Source organism: Citricoccus zhacaiensis (assembly GCF_014645315.1).
GTDB lineage: Bacteria > Actinomycetota > Actinomycetes > Actinomycetales > Micrococcaceae > Citricoccus > Citricoccus zhacaiensis.
The window spans coordinates 21,436-37,106 of record NZ_BMLQ01000008.1; the positions used below are offsets into that span (position 1 = coordinate 21,436).

Here is a 15,671-nt window from a genome sequence, read left to right on the forward strand (position 1 = left end):
GGGGCGAATCCGCAGCATGATCCCCCGGAGCCGCCGCGTTCCGAAGGAGGATTCATGGATTTCATGCGGTGGCTCGTCGAACTCTTCAATTGGTACATCCCGGTCGCCGGCGGCGGCCTGTTGATGCGAGAAGTGGTCGGCAACATCTTCGGTCTGGCCTCGGCCCTGGGCGGCATGCGCCGCAAGGTCTGGGCCTGGCCCATCGGCATCATCGGCAACGTCATCCTGCTCACCGTGTTCCTGTCCAGCCTGTTCGGCGGGGCGGACACCGCGAACCTGCTGGGCCAGGCCGGTCGCCAGATCATGTTCATCACCGTCTCGGTCTACGGCTGGGTGCAATGGCGCCGCGCCAAGGCCGAACGCGCTGGTGACACAACGGCGATCGCCCCGCAGTGGGCCGGCCTGAAGGCCCGCATCGGGATCGTGGCGGCCATGGTGATCGGCACCCTGGCCCTCACGCCGCTGTTCACGGCGCTGGGGTCCTATGAGCCGGTCTGGGCGGATGCGTGGACCTTCGTCGGCTCGCTCATCGCCACCTACGGCATGGCCCGCGGCTGGGTCGAGTTCTGGCTGGTGTGGGTGGCGGTCGACGTCGTCGGGGTGCCGCTGCTCTTCAGCGCCGGCTACTACGCGAGCGCGTTCATGTACATGTTCTACGGGGCCTTCACCCTTGTCGGCTTCTTCGTCTGGGTGCATGCCAAGGCGAATGAGAAGCCCGAGGTCGAGACGGTCATGCCGGACCCGACGGTGCGTGTCCCATGAGCGCGTTTGAGTTTGATGGCACCACAGTTGCCGGTCCCGAGGAGGCCCTGGCCCTGGCCGTGGCGCAGGCCCTGCGCGGGATTCGAGGTGCCAATCCGCTCGTGGGGGCCATCATCACCGCCTCGGACGGCAGGGTGCTCGCCTCCGGATACCACCGGGGCCGGGGCACCGCCCATGCCGAGGTCGAGGCCCTGGCCGGATTCAATGGCCCCAACGAGTCCACGAGGATCAACCCCGCCGACGCCACGCTCTGGATCACCCTGGAGCCCTGCGACCACACCGGCACCACCGGCCCCTGCACCGAGGCCATCCTGGCCTCGGGGATCCGCAGGGTGCGGTACGCGGTGGCGGACCCCACCGGGCCCGACGGCGGCGGCGCGGCCCGGCTGCGCAGCGCCGGCCTCGACGTGCAACAGGTCGACGCGGGGCAGGTGCGGCGTGCCGGTGCCGACGACCTCAATCGGCGTTGGACGCTGGCGCGTGACAGCGGACGTCCCTTCGTCACGGCACATCTCGCCCAGTCCCTGGATGGCCGCGTGGCCGCCGCTGACGGCACCAGCCAGTGGATCACCGGACCCGAATCCCGGCGGCATGCCCACCGGGTGCGCTCACGGGTGGACGCGATCATCGTCGGGACCGGGACCGTGCTGGCGGACGATCCGCGGCTGACGGCCCGGGATGAGGACGGCCATGACCTGCCCCTCCAGCCGGTCCCGGTGGTGCAGGGCCGAAGGGCCGTTCCCGCTGGGGCGGCCCTCCGGGGCGGTGCCTCCTGGCTCCATGTCGAGAGCCATGATCCGCAGGTGGTCCTGGATCAGCTGACCGCTGGAGACCCGGGCCATGTCCTGATCGAGGGCGGTCCCACCGTGCTGTCCGCCTGGATGGGGGCCGGCCTCGTCGATGAACTGTTCCTCTACCAGGCCCCTCTGGTCCTCGGCTCCGGCCCGACGGGACTCGACCTGCCCCAGCTCACCACCCTGCCCCACGCCCTGCGCCTGACGCTGGACGCAGCTGAGAACGGCGCCATCAGCCGCCTCGGTGACGATGTCCTGCTCCACTATGCGGCCCCCTAGGGGCAGAGCCAGGACCTGCACAGACCCCATGACCCATCACGGACCCCCGGAGGGAACCCCATGTTTACTGGAATCATCACTGAACTCGGCACCATCACCGAGCTCGAACACCGCCCAGACCAGGACTCGGCGCGGCTCACCATCCAGGCTCCGTCCTCGAGTGTCGATCTTCCTTTCGGCGGATCCCTCGCCGTCAACGGCACCTGCCTCACCGCCACGGCGGTGTCCACCGGCTCGGTCGTCGTCGACGTCATCGGTGAGACGTTGCGCCGGACCTCCATCGGCGACCTGCGACCGGGGGACCGGGTCAACCTGGAACGCTGCATGCCGGCCTCGGGCCGCTTCGACGGCCATATCGTGCAGGGCCATGTCGACGGCACCGGGACCATCGCCAAGATCGAGGTCCACGGGTCATGGCGCCAGGTCCGCATCGCCCTGCCCGCCGGGCTGGGTCGCTATGTCGCCGAGAAGGGGTCCATCGCCGTGGATGGCGTCTCCCTGACCGTCACGGCCGTCAATGACGTCAGCTCACGTTCGGAGTCAGAAGCCCTGTCCGAGCCACCGACCGAGGCATTGGCCGGAGCACCCAACGACTGGTTCGAGATCGGTCTCATTCCCGCCACCCTGGCCGAGACCACCCTCGGCACCCGCAGCCTGGGGGACCGGGTCAACCTCGAGGTCGATGTGGTGGTCAAGTACGCCGCTCGGCTGACGGACCATGACCGAGCCAGTGCCAGTGCCACCGCAGGGCAGGAGGTGACGAGATGAGGCCCCCCGCGCAGCAGAACCAGGAAGCAACAAACCAGGCAGCAACCAACCAGACAGCAACCAACCAGACAGCACCGAACCACCCTCCGATCCAGCACCCGATCCGGCTGGACTCGATCGAGACGGCGATCGCGGCCATCTCGACCGGCCGGGCCGTCGTCGTGGTGGATGACGCAGATCGCGAGAATGAGGGCGATATCGTCTTCGCCGCGGACGCCGCCACCCCGGAGATCGTGGCCCTGACCGTGCGCTACACCTCCGGGGTGCTGTGCGCACCGATGCCGGCCGACGTCGCCGAACGCCTGGACCTTCCGCCCATGACCGAGCGCAACGAGGATCCCAAGGGCACCGCGTACACCGTGTCCTGTGATGCGATCGCCGGCACCACCACGGGCATCTCCGCCGCGGACCGCGCGACCACGCTCAAGGTGCTGGCCGACCCCTCGGCCACCGCCGACCTGGTCAGCCGACCCGGGCATGTCTTCCCGCTGGTGGCAGCGTCCGGCGGTGTGGCCGAGCGGCGTGGGCACACCGAGGCAGCCGTGGAACTGAGCCGGCTCGCCGGGAGGGCCCCGGTGGGGGCCATCGCCGAACTCGTCAATGATGACGGCTCCATGATGCGCCTGCCCGTCCTGCGCCGCTTCGCCGATCGGCACCGGTTGCCGCTGGTCTCGATCGAAGACCTCGTCGCGTATCTGGCCGCCGACGGCGACGAGCACCGTGGAGTTCAGGGTGCCGAGCACGGCGTAGGGCCAGCGGACGAACCCGACACCAGCACACCGACGGTGAAGTTGCCCACCCGCTACGGAACGTTCCAGGTATCGGTCCACCCCGATCAGGAGACCGGCGCCGAGCACGTGGTGCTCCAGGCACCGGAAGCCGGGACCACCGGGCTGGGCGTCCGGGATCCGCTCGTCCGGTTGCATTCCGAATGCCTGACGGGGGACGTCTTCGGTTCGGAACGCTGCGACTGTGGCGCCCAACTCGACCATGCCCTGCGGCAGGCGATGGCGGAGGGCGGCACCGTGATCTACCTCCGCGGCCACGAGGGGCGGGGGATCGGCCTGGCGAACAAGATCCTGGCCTACGCACTGCAGGACTCCGGACTCGACACCGTCGCCGCGAACGAGCATCTCGGCCTGCCAGCCGACGCCCGCAGCTACCGTTCCGCCGCCGCGATCCTGCGCCGGCTCGGTCTGAACCGCATCCGGCTGGTGACCAACAACCCGGACAAGTCACAGCAACTGGAACGGGAGGGGATCGAGGTCGCGGAGATCGTGCCGAGCCCCGCGCCCGTCACCGAGCACAACCGCAACTACCTGACCACCAAGCGGGACCGCATGGCGCACCGGCTCTCCGGTGACCTGGTGCCGCAGCAGGCGAGCACGATGTCCGGATCACCGGCCACGTCACCCGCAACCACACCATCCACAACCACAGGAGACACAGCATGAGCGGTCACGGAGCACCCCAGGGGTTGAATGCAACACTCGGCGAGAAGCTCGCGGGGAAACTCACGACGACGGCCGGCACCACGGACTCGAATGGCCCGCTACGCGTCGCCGTGGTGGCGGCCCAGTGGCACGAGCAGGTCATGGACGGGCTGTTGGCCGGCGCCCGTCGGGCGGCCGCCGACGTGGTGGCTGCAGCGGAGTCGGCGGCTGGGGTCGGGATCGAGGTCGAGGAGTTCCGCGTCCCCGGGACTTTTGAACTGCCCGTGGCGGCGGCGCGGCTGGCCCCCCGTTTCGACGCGATCGTGGCCCTCGGCGTCGTGATCCGGGGCGGGACCCCGCACTTCGACTATGTCTGCTCCGGGGCGACGCAGGGCCTGGTGGACGTGTCCGTGCGGACCGGGACCCCCGTCGGCTTCGGGGTGCTGACCTGTGATTCCGAGGAGCAGGCCCTGGACCGGGCCGGGCTCGAGGGGTCCAGTGAGGACAAGGGGTACGAGGCGTTCCAGGCGGCCGTCCTGACCGAACTGGCGCTGCGCTGAGCAGTGGCTTCTGCGTCACATTGGACGGGTGCGGTCAGAGGCACTGCCTGGCGGTGGCTACGCTGGGAGGGTGAAAACCTTCGATGACCTCTTTGCCGAGCTGAGCCGGAAGGCCGAGACCCGGCCGGAAGGGTCCGGAACCGTTGCCGAACTCGATTCCGGAGTCCATGGGATCGGCAAGAAGGTCGTGGAGGAGGCCGCCGAGGTGTGGATGGCCGCCGAATACGAGTCGAAGGACGAGGCGGCCGAGGAGATCTCCCAGCTGCTCTACCACCTGCAGGTCATGATGATCGCCAAGGGCCTGACCCTTGAGGACGTCTACCGCCACCTTTGAGGAGTTCCGGCCCCGCGCCGACCGCCTCACCATCCGCCGCACCACCCACCACACCAGGAGTACCAGCACCCATGCTGCGCATCGCCGTTCCCAACAAGGGCGCCCTGTCCGAGGCCGCCCGAGACATGCTCCAGGAAGCCGGATACCTCCAGCGGAGGGACACCAAGGAACTGGTCATGATGGACCCGGAGAACCAGGTGGAGTTCTTCTACCTGCGGCCCCGTGACATCGCCGTCTACGTGGGACAGGGCACTCTGGACATCGGCCTGACCGGGCGCGACCTCTTCCAGGACGCCCAGGTCGGCGGGTCCGCGGAGGAGATCATGGCCCTGGGCTTCGGCAAGTCCACCTTCCGCTTCGCCGCCCCGGTCGGCCGGTTCTCCTCGCAGGCCGACCTTGAGGGCAAGCGCATCGCCACCAGCTATGACGGGCTGCTCGAGGACTACCTCGCCACCCAGTCCGTGAAGCCCGAGATGATCGTGCATCTCGACGGTGCCGTGGAGTCCTCGGTCAACCTGGGCGTCGCGGACGCCATCGCGGATGTGGTGGAGACCGGCAGCACGCTCAAGGCCGCCGGCATGGAGACCTTCGGGGAACCCATCATGCAGTCCGAGGCCATCATCATCGGCCAGACCGGGCGCCGCCCCGAGGGGCTCGACGTGCTGCTGCGGCGCCTGCAGGGTGTCCTGGTGGCCCGTCGCTACGTCATGATCGACTACGACGTGAGCCGCGCGAACCTGGATCGGGCCTCGGCCGTGACCCCCGGCCTGGAATCGCCGACCATCTCCCCATTGCAGGACGAGAACTGGGTCGCGGTCCGCTCCATGGTCAAGAAGGGGGACACCAACAAGGTGATGGATGAACTCTATGACCTCGGCGCCCGCGCCATCCTGGTCTCCGCCATCCATGCCATCCGCATCTGATCCTGAACCACCCGAGGAAGTGCCCATGCCCGTTGCCGTACGCGTGATCCCCTGCCTGGACGTCGATGCCGGCCGGGTCGTCAAGGGCGTCAACTTCGCGGCCCTCCGCGACGCCGGCGATCCGGTCGAGCTGGCCCGGCGCTACAACGAGGCCGGCGCCGACGAACTGACCTTTCTGGATGTCACCGCCTCCACCGCCGACCGGGCGACGACCTACGAGGTGGTCTCGCACACCGCCGAGGAGGTCTTCATCCCCTTGACCGTCGGCGGTGGCGTGCGCACCGTGGACGACGTGGACCGACTGCTGAGGTCCGGCGCGGACAAGGCGTCGATCAACACCGCTGCCGTGGCCCGGCCGGAGGTCATCAACGAGATCACCCAGCGTTTCGGGTCCCAGGTCCTCACCCTGTCCCTCGACGCCCGCCGCACGGACGATCCGGCGGTGGGCTCGGGCTACGAGGTCACCACCCACGGCGGGCGCCAGGGCACCGGGATTGACGCCGTCGAGTGGTGCAGGGAGGCCTCCGAACGCGGTGTGGGGGAGATCCTGCTGAACTCCATCGACGCCGACGGCACGAAGGAGGGCTTCGACCTGGACATGATCCGCGCCGTGCGCGCCGTGACCTCCGTGCCCCTCATCGCCTCCGGCGGCGCCGGCGCGCCGGAGCACTTTCCCCCGGCCATCGAGGCCGGGGCGGACGCCGTGCTGGCCGCCTCGATCTTCCACTTCGGACCCGTGGACATGATCTCCCGGGTCAAGGCCGCCATCAGGGAGGCCGGCTATCCCGTCCGCTAATCACCCCAGTCCCTTGCCCCCCTCCCCGGTCGAGCTGCAGCGCCTGACCCTCCTGGGGTGGCCGGCCATCGAGTCACAAGAGGTCAACGGCTGGTCCGTGCGCTTCTCGTCCGGCATCACGCGGCGTGCCAATTCCGTGGTGTCCGCGATGATGCCGGCCTCCGTGGCGGAGATCGAGGCCGCCGTGGACGAGGTCGAGCGGCGAAGCGCCGAGCGCTGGCTGGCTCCGACCTTCCAGCAGTGGCTGCCGGCGTCGGGATCCTGGCTGGAAGGCTATGCGGACAGCCCTTCGGACTCTGCAGGCGTTCCCTCAGGAGGCGTCACCACCGCGGCACACGACGTGGAGTCCGAAGCGTTCTTCGAGGGCCAGCAACGCCTGGGTGACCTGTTGGCACGCCGCGGCTACGAGGCCGTCGCCCCCACGGACGTGCTGTGGATGGATCGGGGAGCTCTGCCGGCAGACACCGAGTGGGACCGGCGCATCCTCGTCAACGAGACCCTCAGCGACGAGTGGCTTGAGGCCTACGTGGGCCGGGACACGAGCAGCGGGCCGTCCGAGGACGACTCCGCCAGCCGGATGGTCCACCGCCGCCTGCTCGGGGGCGGCCGCAGCCGGTTCTACAGCTGCCTGGACGAGGATGGGAACATCGCGGGCGGGGCGAAGGTCTCCCTGGTCACCCCCGAGGGCTCCGCGAACACGTACGCGGGAATCTACGCGCTCTGGGTCCGCGCGGACCGGCGCGGGCGGGGCCTTTCGGCCCTCCTGCTGGACGCCATCTTCAACCACGTGGTCCGGCTGGACGTCTCGGGGTGCTGGCTGCAGGTGGAGGAGCGGTCCACGCGGGCGCGAGCCGTCTACCGGGCGGCCGGCTTCTCGACGGTGGCGCGGTACCGGTACCTCACCCACGCCCACTGACGCAGACGACCAGATCAGTCCAGCAGCACCAGGGCATGGTCGCGGCGGCCGAACGCGTGCAGCACGAGTTCCCCGGCCGGGCCGGAGACGGTCCGGGTCTCCTCCTCCTTGCCGGTCGGGCGCGCCACCAGGCGTTGGCCCGTACTGCGGGCCAGGACAACCCCCGTCGGCTCGGAACGGTACATCATGCGGACACGGCGGCCGAATTCTGTGAACAGGGCGTTGGCGTAGTCATCGGCGAGGTGCCGCGGGGCCCAGCGGTCCTGGGCGCGCCGGACATCCTCGGTGTGGACGAAGAACTCGAGCAGGTTCGTGGCCTGGGCGGCGCGCCGGGCTGCCGTGGACCCCTGGATGGTCTTGGTGAGTCTCGAGGCCTGCGGGTTCTGGTGCAGTCGAGCCGGCGGCTGCGGCCCCGAAGCCACTCGGTCCACCAGCCGCTGGTAGTCGTGCGGCGAGGACGAGGCCGCGCCGAGTTCCATGGTCTTCCGTTCCAGGATGCGGGCCAGGGGGCGGAGCACCAGGCCGGCCACGAGCGGCGAACTCTCCCGTAGGACGATATGGGCCGCGAGGTGCTCTGTCTGCCATCCCTCGCACAGGGTCGGCCGGCCGGGACCGGCGGCCAGCAACGACTCGACGAGTGCATCCCGCGAGGCCGCGGTGAAGTCGCGTCCAGGTGTCTGGCCGGTGGTCCGGTCGGCGTGATTCCGCATAACAGGGACAACGCTACACGGAGCCTAGACTGGATCACCATGGACAACACCGCCTCCGCCGAAGTGGCACTCGACCCGGCGATCGCACAGCGGCTCAAGAAGACGCCCGACGGACTCGTCGCCGCCATCGCCCAGCAGCACGACACCGGCGAGGTGTTGATGCTGGGCTGGATGGACGAGGAGGCCCTGCGGCGGACCCTGGCCTCCGGCCGGGCCACCTACTATTCGCGCTCACGGCGGGAGTACTGGCGCAAGGGGGACACCTCCGGCCACATCCAGGAGGTCCGGTCCGTGGCCCTCGACTGCGACGGCGACGCGCTGCTGGTGCAGGTCGACCAGACCGGCGCCGCCTGCCACACGGGCACCCGCACGTGCTTCGACGGACGCCAGCTGCCGCTCTCCGGCCCTGACCGTCCTGCCCGTACTGACCGTCCTGCTCGTGCTGACGAGCCTGCAACACCCACAGCGAAGGAGACCACCACGGATGCGTGAGCTCGGCACCATCACTCCCTCCGCGGAGGACTTCGAGAATCTCGCCGGCCAGCACCGGGTCATCCCGGTCACCCTGACAGTGCTGGCGGACGGCCTGACTCCGGTCGGCATCTACCGCCGTCTCGCCGCGGACGAGCCCGGCACCTTTCTGATGGAGTCAGCGGCGCAGGGCGGCGTCTGGTCCCGCTACTCCTTCATCGGGGCGGGCAGCGCTGCAACGCTGACCACGCGCCGGCAGGGAGGGGACGCCGTGGCCCACTGGCTGGGCGAGCCCCCGGCCGGACTGCCCACCGAGGGTGACCCGATCGAGGTGCTCCGGGCGACCCTGGACCTGTTGTCCACCGACGTGCGCGATGGTTTGGGCAAGGACCTGCCCAACCTGGTCTCCGGGATGGCCGGTTTCCTCGGCTGGCCCACGGTGCGCCGCTGGGAGAAGCTGCCGAGCCCGCCGCCCGACGACCTCGGGCTGCCGGAGATGGCCATGAACCTCATCACGGACCTCGCCGTGCATGACACCGTGGACGGCACCGTCACCCTCGTGGCCAACGCCATCAACCACAACGGACTGGCCTCCGGCGCCCGCGAGGCGTGGGCGGACGCCGTGGAGCGACTGCGCTCGATGGCGACCCGGCTCACCGGCCCCGCCATGCACGACGCCGCGGTGTCGGCAGGGGGAGTGCCGGCAGGGGGTGTGTCGGCAGGGAGCATGCCGGCTGGCGCGCCGGGCAGCGGTGACCCGGTGTCCGTTGCCCCGAGGGACTGGCTCAACCTCGACGTCTCGGCCCACGTCCACGACTCGTGGACGCACGAGGGCTTCCTGGACGCCGTCACCAAGGCCCAGCAGGCCATCGTGGACGGTGAGGTCTTCCAGATCGTCGTCTCGCGCCGCTTCTCCGCGGAAACCACGGCCAGCGGCCTGGACATCTACCGCGTCCTGCGCGCCATGAACCCCAGCCCGTACATGTACCTGTTCTCCTTCGAGAAGCCCGGGCCCGACGGCGGCCGGTACCAGATCGTCGGCTCCTCGCCGGAGGCGCTGGTCACCGTGAACGACGGTTCGGTGATCACCCACCCCATCGCCGGATCGCAGCCCCGCGGAGCGACCGTGGAGGACGACCACCTGCACGAGAAGCTGCTGGTCAACGACCAGAAGGAGCGGGCGGAGCACCTGATGCTCGTGGACCTCTCCCGGAACGACCTGTCCAAGGTCTGCGTGCCCGGCAGCGTGTCCGTCACCCAGTTCATGGAGGTGGAGCGGTTCAGCCACATCATGCACCTGGTCTCCCACGTGGAGGGCCGCTTGGAGCCGGGGCAGAAGGCCCTGGACGTCCTGGCCGCGGCCTTCCCCGCGGGCACCCTGTCCGGGGCGCCGAAGCCGCGGGCGCTGCAGCTGCTGGATGAATGGGAACCCCAGGAGCGAGGCCCCTACGGGGGTGTGGTTGGCTACTTCGACCTGGCCGGCAACATGGACATGGCCATCAACATCCGTGCCGCGACGCTCGTGGACGGGACCGCCTACGTGCAGGCGGGCGCCGGGATCGTGGCCGATTCAGTCCCGGAGACGGAGGCCGCCGAGACGGTGACCAAGTCGAGCGCCCCGATGCGGGCCGTCCTCGCGGCGGGCCTGCTGAGCACCCTGGACCCGGAGGAGGTGACGCCATGATGCTGAAGAGGCGCACCGCGGTCCTGTGGGCCATCGCCGCCGGCGCCATCATCCTCGGCACCGGAGCCCAGACCTGGATCGAGTCGACCCAGATCTCCGGGCTGCCGGGTGATTCGGTGACCACCACCGGGAACGAGGCGGCCGCCGTCGTGCCCGCCATGGCCCTGGTCGGGATGGCCGCCGGCATCGCACTGTCCATGGCCCGCCGGATCGGCCGGTGGATCACGTCGCTGCTCCTGCTCCTCGCGGGTGCGGCGACCGCCTGGTCCTCCCTCCAGGCCGCCCTGGACCCGGCCGGTGCAGCCCGCACCCAGGTCTCCGAGGCCAGTGGCACCACCGCGGACGCGGGAGCTTACGCGGTCACCGCGTGGCCATGGCTGACCCTCGTCGGCGGCATCCTGCTGTTCCTCTGCGGTCTCGCCGTGATCCTGTTCGGCCGACGGTGGACCACCACCCGCCGCTATGAGGCCGCACCGGCCACCAGAACAGCCACCGGAGCCACCGGAGCCACTGCAGCCACCACGGCGGTGGCCCCGGACGCGGGGGACACGGAGGACCTGGACGAGATCGACGCCTGGGACGAGCTCAGCCGCGGCCAGGATCCCACCTGATCGAGACGGGGCGAGACCTGCGGGTCCGGCACCGACTTCCGTGGCAGAATGAGGGACAGACCTGATCAGCTGGCGCACGCCTGGAACGCGGGCAGTGCTGGCCTGGATAGACCTGGATATACCTGGAACGAAAGGGACGGTCCATGACCACCTCGCACCGCACCACTGACGACGACCTCGTCCTGAACGACCCGACCCACGCCGAGCCCCTCGGCCACGGCAACTCTCCGGCCGCGTGGACGTTGGTGCTGCTGATCCTCGCCGGGACCCTGTTGGCCGGCGTCGGCATGCTGGCCGACCTGCTCGTCCTGGTCATCGCCGGTGCCGTCGTCGTGGTGGCCGGACTCGTCGCCGGGTTCATCATGAGCAAGGCCGGCAAGGGCACCAAGGGTCACGCCAAGTCCGCCCGGCACTGATGGCCACCGTTCTCGACGAGATCATCGTCGGGGTCCGCGCCGACCTCGCCGAGCGCCGCCGTACGGTCTCCCTGGACGCCATCCGGACTCTCGCGGCCGAGGCCACGGACCGTGCTCCCGCCCGGGACGCCTACGCCGCCCTCGGCGGAGGACGCCTCGATCCGCAGGGCATCCGCATCCTGTCTGAGGTCAAGCGGTCCAGCCCCTCCAAGGGGGCCTTGGCGGACATCGCCTCCCCGGCTGACCTGGCCCGGAGGTATGAGGCCGGTGGGGCGGCCGCCATCTCCGTGCTGACAGAGCAGCACCGCTTCGGCGGCTCACTCGCTGACCTAGACGCCGTCCGGGCGGCCGTGGACATTCCGGTGCTGCGCAAGGACTTCACGGTGGACGAGTACATGATCCACGAGGCCCGGGCCCACGGGGCGGACCTGGTCCTGCTCATCGTGGCCGCCCTGGACGAGGCGCAATTGGCGGAGTACCTGGCCGTCACCCACGCACTGGGGATGAACGCCCTGGTCGAGGCCCACACGGTCGAGGAGATCGAGCGCGCCGTGGCCGTGGGAGCCAGGATCGTCGGTGTCAACGTCCGCAACCTCAAGACCCTGGACGTGGATCCGCGGAACTATGCCACCCTCGCCCCGCACCTGCCCGAGGACGTGGTCCGGATCGCCGAATCCGGTGTCCAGGGGCCGGAGCAGGTGGCCGACTACGCCCGCGACGGGGCTGACGCCGTCCTGGTCGGTGAGGCCCTCGTCAAGCACGGCGACCCGACGCAGGCCATCCGCGACTTCCGCGCCGCCTCGCTGGCCGTCCGCGGCTGACCGGTCACGGCCCCGCAGTGCACGCGCAGAGCTTCCCGCTGAGATATCCCTGCCGTACCCCGAACCTCCTGAAGTATCCGAGCACAGACTGGAACGTACGATGATTGAGCACACCGGGAGCTACCAGCACCAGCCGGGGCCGTACTTCGGCCCATACGGCGGACGCTGGATGCCCGAATCCCTGATCGCCGCACTCGAGGAAGTCGATCGGACCTTCACCGAGGCCCGGAACGATCCGGAGTTCACGGCGGAATTGCAGGACCTGTTCACGAACTATGTGAACCGGCCGTCCCTGCTGACGGAGGTGCCCCGCTTCGCCCAGGATTCTCCGGGAGTCCGGATCTTCCTCAAGCGTGAGGATCTCAACCACACCGGGTCCCACAAGATCAACAACGTGATCGGGCAGGCCCTGCTGGCCCGTCGGATGGGCAAGACCCGCCTCATCGCCGAGACCGGCGCGGGTCAGCACGGCGTGGCCACCGCCACGGCCGCGGCCCTGTTCGGCCTGGAGTGCACGGTCTACATGGGAGAGGTGGACACCCAGCGCCAGGCGCTCAACGTCGCCCGCATGGAGATGCTCGGGGCCACCGTCATCCCCGTGACCACCGGCGCCCGCACGCTCAAGGACGCCATCAACGAGGCCCTGCGTGACTGGGTCGCCTCCGTGGACACCACCCACTACCTGCTGGGTACCGTCACCGGACCGGCGCCGTTCCCGGCCATGGTCCGGTTCTTCCATTCCGTCATCGGCGAGGAGGCCCGCGAGCAGATCCTCGCGCAGGCCGGGCGGCTGCCGGACGCCGTCTGTGCCTGCGTCGGCGGTGGTTCGAACGCCATGGGAATCTTCCACGCCTTCCTGGACGACTCCGGTGTGGAGCTCTACGGCCTGGAGGCCGGCGGCAAGGGGATCAGCACGGGGGAGCACGCCGCGTCGATCAACCTTGGCCGCACCGGTGTGCTCCACGGCGCCCGCACCTACCTGATGCAGGACGAGGACGGCCAGACCATCGATTCGCACTCGATCTCGGCCGGCCTCGACTACCCGGCCGTCGGCCCCGAGCACGCGTGGCTCAATGACACCGGCCGGGCCACCTACGAGCCCGTGGACGATGCCGAGTGCATGGCCGCCTTCCAGCGTTTGTGCCGCACCGAGGGCATCGTGCCGGCCATCGAGTCCGCCCACGCCCTGGCCGGTGCCCTGCGCCTGGCGCAGCGCTGGGCGGACGAAGGAGTCGTCAGTGCCGACACCGCCGCCGGCGAGGAGAAGATCATCGTCGTCAGCCTGTCCGGACGTGGTGACAAGGACGTGGCCACAGCGGCGAAGTACTTCGGCATGCTGCCGGACGCCGCGACCCCCGAGGGCGGCGACGCGGAGGCTGTGGCCGCACGCCCCGAAGGAGCGCAGAACTGATGACCGAGCAGAACACCGGGCAGGAAACTGGACAGCAATCCGGACAGAACACTGAGCAGCAGGTGGAGACCCCGGCGATCCGCTCGCTGACCTCCGAGAGCATCGAGGCGGCGCGCGACGCCGGCCGCACCGCCTTCATCGGCTACCTCCCGGCTGGCTTCCCGACCGTCGAGGACTCGATCGAGGCCGCCGTCGCCTTGGGCAACAACGGTGCCGACGTCATCGAGATCGGCATCCCCTACTCGGATCCGGTGATGGACGGGCCGGTCATCCAGGCTGCCACGAGCCAGGTGCTGGCCGATGGCTTCCGGATCGATGCGGTCTTCGACATCATCCGCGCTGTCACGCAGCGCACCGACGCCGCGGTGGTGGTCATGACCTACTGGAACATCGTCGACCGGATGGGCGTGGAGACCTTCGCCCGCCGTCTGGCCGAGGCCGGGGGAGCCGGTATCGTCACCCCGGACCTGGTGCCGGAGGAGGCCGGAGCGTGGTTCGAGGCCTCCGATCGCTACGGCCTGGACCGGATCTTCCTCACCGCGCCGAGTTCCACGGACGAGCGCGTGGAGCTGATCACCGAGTCCTCGCGCGGCTTCGTCTACGGCGTCTCCGTTATGGGCGTCACCGGAGCCCGGTCGGAGGTCTCCACGGCCGCCGAGAACGTCGTCGCCCGGGCGCACGCCGCCGGGGCGCCCCGGGTCGCAGTCGGCCTGGGCATCTCGAAGCCCGAGCACATCCGTGAGATCGGAGCGTATGCCGACGGTGCGATCGTGGGCACCGCACTGGTGGCGGCCCTGCGGGACGGTGGCCCGGCCGCCGTCGGGACCCTGGCGGCAGAACTGGCCACGGGCGCCGTGAAGAACTCCCGAGGAGACGCCTGATGTACGGTGCACTGATCACGGGTGCCATCCCCGCCCCGGTCTGGGACGGCTTCGACATCGGCCCCGTGACGATCCACGCCTATGCACTGTGCATCGTGGCCGGCATGATCGCGGCCCTCTGGCTGGCCTCGCGGCGCTGGAAGGCACGTGGCGGCCCCGAGGGCAGCATCATCGACATCTCGATCTGGGCCATCATCTTCGGCCTGGTCGGTGCTCGGCTCTATCACGTGGTCTCGTCCCCGGATGCCTATTTCGGTCCCAACTTCGATGGCACGGGCGACCTGACCAAGATCTGGCGGGTCTGGGAGGGCGGCCTCGGGATCTGGGGCGCCGTCGCCCTGGGTGCCGTGGGCGCCTGGATCGCCTGCCGCCGCTACGGCTTCAAGATCTCGGCCTACGCGGACGTGGTGGCGCCCGGCGTGCTGCTCGCCCAGGCCATCGGCCGGCTCGGCAATTACTTCAACCAGGAACTCTTCGGCGGGCCCACCACGGCACCCTGGGGCCTGCAGGTGGCCGCCGACCACCCGAACTTTCCCGCCGGTGCCCTCGAGGGCACCCTCTTTCACCCCACGTTCGCCTACGAGATGCTGTGGAACCTGCTGGGAGTGGCGCTGCTGCTGCTGATCGACCGCAGGCTGCACCTGCGCCGCGGCATGATGCTCTGGTCCTACGTCGCCTGGTACACTGCCGGCCGCACCTGGATCGAGATGCTCCGGATCGACGAAGCGGAGATGATCACCCTCTTCGGCACCACCCAGCGCCTGAACGTGTGGACCTCGCTGCTGATGTTGCTGATCGCCATCGGTTTCCTCATCTACCTGGGCCTCACCCGGCCGAAGACCCCCGAGGCGAAGGCCGAGGCCGATTCGGTGTGGCGTGCGGGCCGTGAGCCGATCGAGGAGTCTGAGTCTGGGACCGAGTCGAAGACCGAGACTGAGACTGGGACCGAGTCGAAGACCGAGACCGAGTCTGGGACTGGGATCGCGTCCGCGACGGCTGCCGGTGAGTCAGTGCCGGCCGAGCCGGCCGTCGATGAGGCGAAAGTTAACGCCGCCGAAACAAAAAAGGTGGCCGATCCGGTCGAAAAATGTGATTGACGGC

General features: G+C 69.5%; 18 protein-coding genes. 17 read left to right on the top strand and 1 reads right to left on the bottom strand.

Translation table 11 applies throughout. The annotated features are described in order from the left end of the window. Positions 1–54: 54 nt before the first annotated feature. The 9 genes from pnuC (at position 55) to IEX49_RS13070 (ending at position 7,565) form a co-directional block, all read left to right on the top strand. Positions 55–762, top strand: a complete 708-nt coding sequence (gene pnuC, locus IEX49_RS13030) for a nicotinamide riboside transporter PnuC (RefSeq protein WP_188806603.1) — start codon at positions 55–57, stop codon at positions 760–762. Further along, entirely contained in the window at positions 759–1,835 is a 1,077-nt protein-coding gene (gene ribD / locus IEX49_RS13035; RefSeq protein WP_188806604.1) for a bifunctional diaminohydroxyphosphoribosylaminopyrimidine deaminase/5-amino-6-(5-phosphoribosylamino)uracil reductase RibD, read from the top strand. Before pnuC ends, ribD begins: the two co-directional genes overlap by 4 nt. Before the next feature lie 60 nt (positions 1,836–1,895). After that, on the top strand, positions 1,896–2,603 hold the full coding sequence (locus tag IEX49_RS13040; protein WP_188806605.1) for a riboflavin synthase: 708 nt from the start codon (positions 1,896–1,898) through the stop codon (positions 2,601–2,603). Between the two features lie 89 nt (positions 2,604–2,692). After that, positions 2,693–4,057, top strand: coding sequence for a 3,4-dihydroxy-2-butanone-4-phosphate synthase (ribB, locus tag IEX49_RS13045; RefSeq protein WP_188806718.1), 1,365 nt, complete (start codon positions 2,693–2,695; stop codon positions 4,055–4,057). Further along, a complete protein-coding gene (gene ribH, locus IEX49_RS13050; RefSeq protein ID WP_188806606.1) occupies positions 4,054–4,596 on the top strand; it encodes a 6,7-dimethyl-8-ribityllumazine synthase in 543 nt (180 codons plus the stop codon). Before ribB ends, ribH begins: the two co-directional genes overlap by 4 nt. 70 nt (positions 4,597–4,666) lie before the next feature. Next, on the top strand, positions 4,667–4,930 hold the full coding sequence (locus IEX49_RS13055) for a phosphoribosyl-ATP diphosphatase (RefSeq protein WP_188806607.1): 264 nt from the start codon (positions 4,667–4,669) through the stop codon (positions 4,928–4,930). A 71-nt stretch (positions 4,931–5,001) separates the two neighbouring features. After that, positions 5,002–5,853: an ATP phosphoribosyltransferase gene (hisG, locus tag IEX49_RS13060; RefSeq protein WP_188806608.1), complete on the top strand. Its 852-nt coding sequence runs from the start codon at positions 5,002–5,004 to the stop codon at positions 5,851–5,853. Positions 5,854–5,878: 25 nt separating this feature from the next. Then, complete coding sequence (gene hisF, locus IEX49_RS13065) at positions 5,879–6,649, top strand: imidazole glycerol phosphate synthase subunit HisF (RefSeq protein WP_188806609.1); 771 nt, start codon at positions 5,879–5,881, stop codon at positions 6,647–6,649. A 13-nt stretch (positions 6,650–6,662) separates the two neighbouring features. Continuing rightward, positions 6,663–7,565, top strand: coding sequence for a GNAT family N-acetyltransferase (locus IEX49_RS13070; RefSeq protein WP_188806610.1), 903 nt, complete (start codon positions 6,663–6,665; stop codon positions 7,563–7,565). Positions 7,566–7,579: 14 nt separating this feature from the next. Here the strand turns inward: IEX49_RS13070 and IEX49_RS13075 are convergent, their stop codons facing one another. Continuing rightward, the gene (locus tag IEX49_RS13075) at positions 7,580–8,275 is read right to left on the bottom strand and encodes a TIGR03085 family metal-binding protein (RefSeq protein WP_188806611.1); all 696 of its coding nucleotides are present in this window, start codon (positions 8,273–8,275) and stop codon (positions 7,580–7,582) included. Positions 8,276–8,314: 39 nt separating this feature from the next. On the opposite strand from IEX49_RS13075, the gene hisI reads away from it, so the two are divergent. The 8 genes from hisI (at position 8,315) to lgt (ending at position 15,667) form a co-directional block, all read left to right on the top strand. Further along, complete coding sequence (gene hisI, locus IEX49_RS13080) at positions 8,315–8,767, top strand: phosphoribosyl-AMP cyclohydrolase (RefSeq protein ID WP_188806612.1); 453 nt, start codon at positions 8,315–8,317, stop codon at positions 8,765–8,767. Further along, positions 8,760–10,430 (top strand): chorismate-binding protein, encoded by a 1,671-nt coding sequence (locus IEX49_RS13085; protein WP_188806613.1) that lies wholly within the window; start codon positions 8,760–8,762, stop codon positions 10,428–10,430. The genes hisI and IEX49_RS13085 overlap by 8 nt, the downstream gene beginning before the upstream one ends. Continuing rightward, positions 10,427–11,041, top strand: a complete 615-nt coding sequence (locus IEX49_RS13090; RefSeq protein WP_229672664.1) for a Trp biosynthesis-associated membrane protein — start codon at positions 10,427–10,429, stop codon at positions 11,039–11,041. The genes IEX49_RS13085 and IEX49_RS13090 overlap by 4 nt, the downstream gene beginning before the upstream one ends. Positions 11,042–11,184: 143 nt before the next feature. After that, positions 11,185–11,457: an HGxxPAAW family protein gene (locus IEX49_RS13095; RefSeq protein WP_188806614.1), complete on the top strand. Its 273-nt coding sequence runs from the start codon at positions 11,185–11,187 to the stop codon at positions 11,455–11,457. Next, on the top strand, positions 11,457–12,278 hold the full coding sequence (gene trpC / locus IEX49_RS13100; RefSeq protein ID WP_188806615.1) for an indole-3-glycerol phosphate synthase TrpC: 822 nt from the start codon (positions 11,457–11,459) through the stop codon (positions 12,276–12,278). Before IEX49_RS13095 ends, trpC begins: the two co-directional genes overlap by 1 nt. A gap of 100 nt (positions 12,279–12,378) precedes the next feature. Then, positions 12,379–13,689 carry a tryptophan synthase subunit beta gene (gene trpB, locus IEX49_RS13105; protein WP_188806616.1) on the top strand — a complete coding sequence of 437 codons (1,311 nt, stop codon included), beginning with the start codon at positions 12,379–12,381 and terminating at the stop codon, positions 13,687–13,689. Further along, positions 13,689–14,570, top strand: coding sequence for a tryptophan synthase subunit alpha (trpA, locus tag IEX49_RS13110; RefSeq protein ID WP_188806617.1), 882 nt, complete (start codon positions 13,689–13,691; stop codon positions 14,568–14,570). Before trpB ends, trpA begins: the two co-directional genes overlap by 1 nt. Then, positions 14,570–15,667, top strand: a complete 1,098-nt coding sequence (lgt, locus tag IEX49_RS13115; protein WP_229672666.1) for a prolipoprotein diacylglyceryl transferase — start codon at positions 14,570–14,572, stop codon at positions 15,665–15,667. The genes trpA and lgt overlap by 1 nt, the downstream gene beginning before the upstream one ends. The last annotated feature ends 4 nt before the right edge of the window (positions 15,668–15,671 follow it).

Bases quoted from the DNA above. Each gene is read 5' to 3' on its own strand.
- pnuC (WP_188806603.1), top strand. From the start codon at position 55: ATGGATTTCATGCGGTGGCTCGTCGAACTCTTCAATTGGTACATCCCG.
- ribD (WP_188806604.1), top strand. From the start codon at position 759: ATGAGCGCGTTTGAGTTTGATGGCACCACAGTTGCCGGTCCCGAGGAG.
- IEX49_RS13040 (WP_188806605.1), top strand. From the start codon at position 1,896: ATGTTTACTGGAATCATCACTGAACTCGGCACCATCACCGAGCTCGAA.
- ribH (WP_188806606.1), top strand. From the start codon at position 4,054: ATGAGCGGTCACGGAGCACCCCAGGGGTTGAATGCAACACTCGGCGAG.
- hisG (WP_188806608.1), top strand. From the start codon at position 5,002: ATGCTGCGCATCGCCGTTCCCAACAAGGGCGCCCTGTCCGAGGCCGCC.
- hisF (WP_188806609.1), top strand. From the start codon at position 5,879: ATGCCCGTTGCCGTACGCGTGATCCCCTGCCTGGACGTCGATGCCGGC.
- IEX49_RS13075 (WP_188806611.1), bottom strand. From the start codon at position 8,275: ATGCGGAATCACGCCGACCGGACCACCGGCCAGACACCTGGACGCGAC.
- hisI (WP_188806612.1), top strand. From the start codon at position 8,315: ATGGACAACACCGCCTCCGCCGAAGTGGCACTCGACCCGGCGATCGCA.
- IEX49_RS13085 (WP_188806613.1), top strand. From the start codon at position 8,760: ATGCGTGAGCTCGGCACCATCACTCCCTCCGCGGAGGACTTCGAGAAT.
- IEX49_RS13090 (WP_229672664.1), top strand. From the start codon at position 10,427: ATGATGCTGAAGAGGCGCACCGCGGTCCTGTGGGCCATCGCCGCCGGC.
- IEX49_RS13095 (WP_188806614.1), top strand. From the start codon at position 11,185: ATGACCACCTCGCACCGCACCACTGACGACGACCTCGTCCTGAACGAC.
- trpC (WP_188806615.1), top strand. From the start codon at position 11,457: ATGGCCACCGTTCTCGACGAGATCATCGTCGGGGTCCGCGCCGACCTC.
- trpB (WP_188806616.1), top strand. From the start codon at position 12,379: ATGATTGAGCACACCGGGAGCTACCAGCACCAGCCGGGGCCGTACTTC.
- trpA (WP_188806617.1), top strand. From the start codon at position 13,689: ATGACCGAGCAGAACACCGGGCAGGAAACTGGACAGCAATCCGGACAG.
- lgt (WP_229672666.1), top strand. From the start codon at position 14,570: ATGTACGGTGCACTGATCACGGGTGCCATCCCCGCCCCGGTCTGGGAC.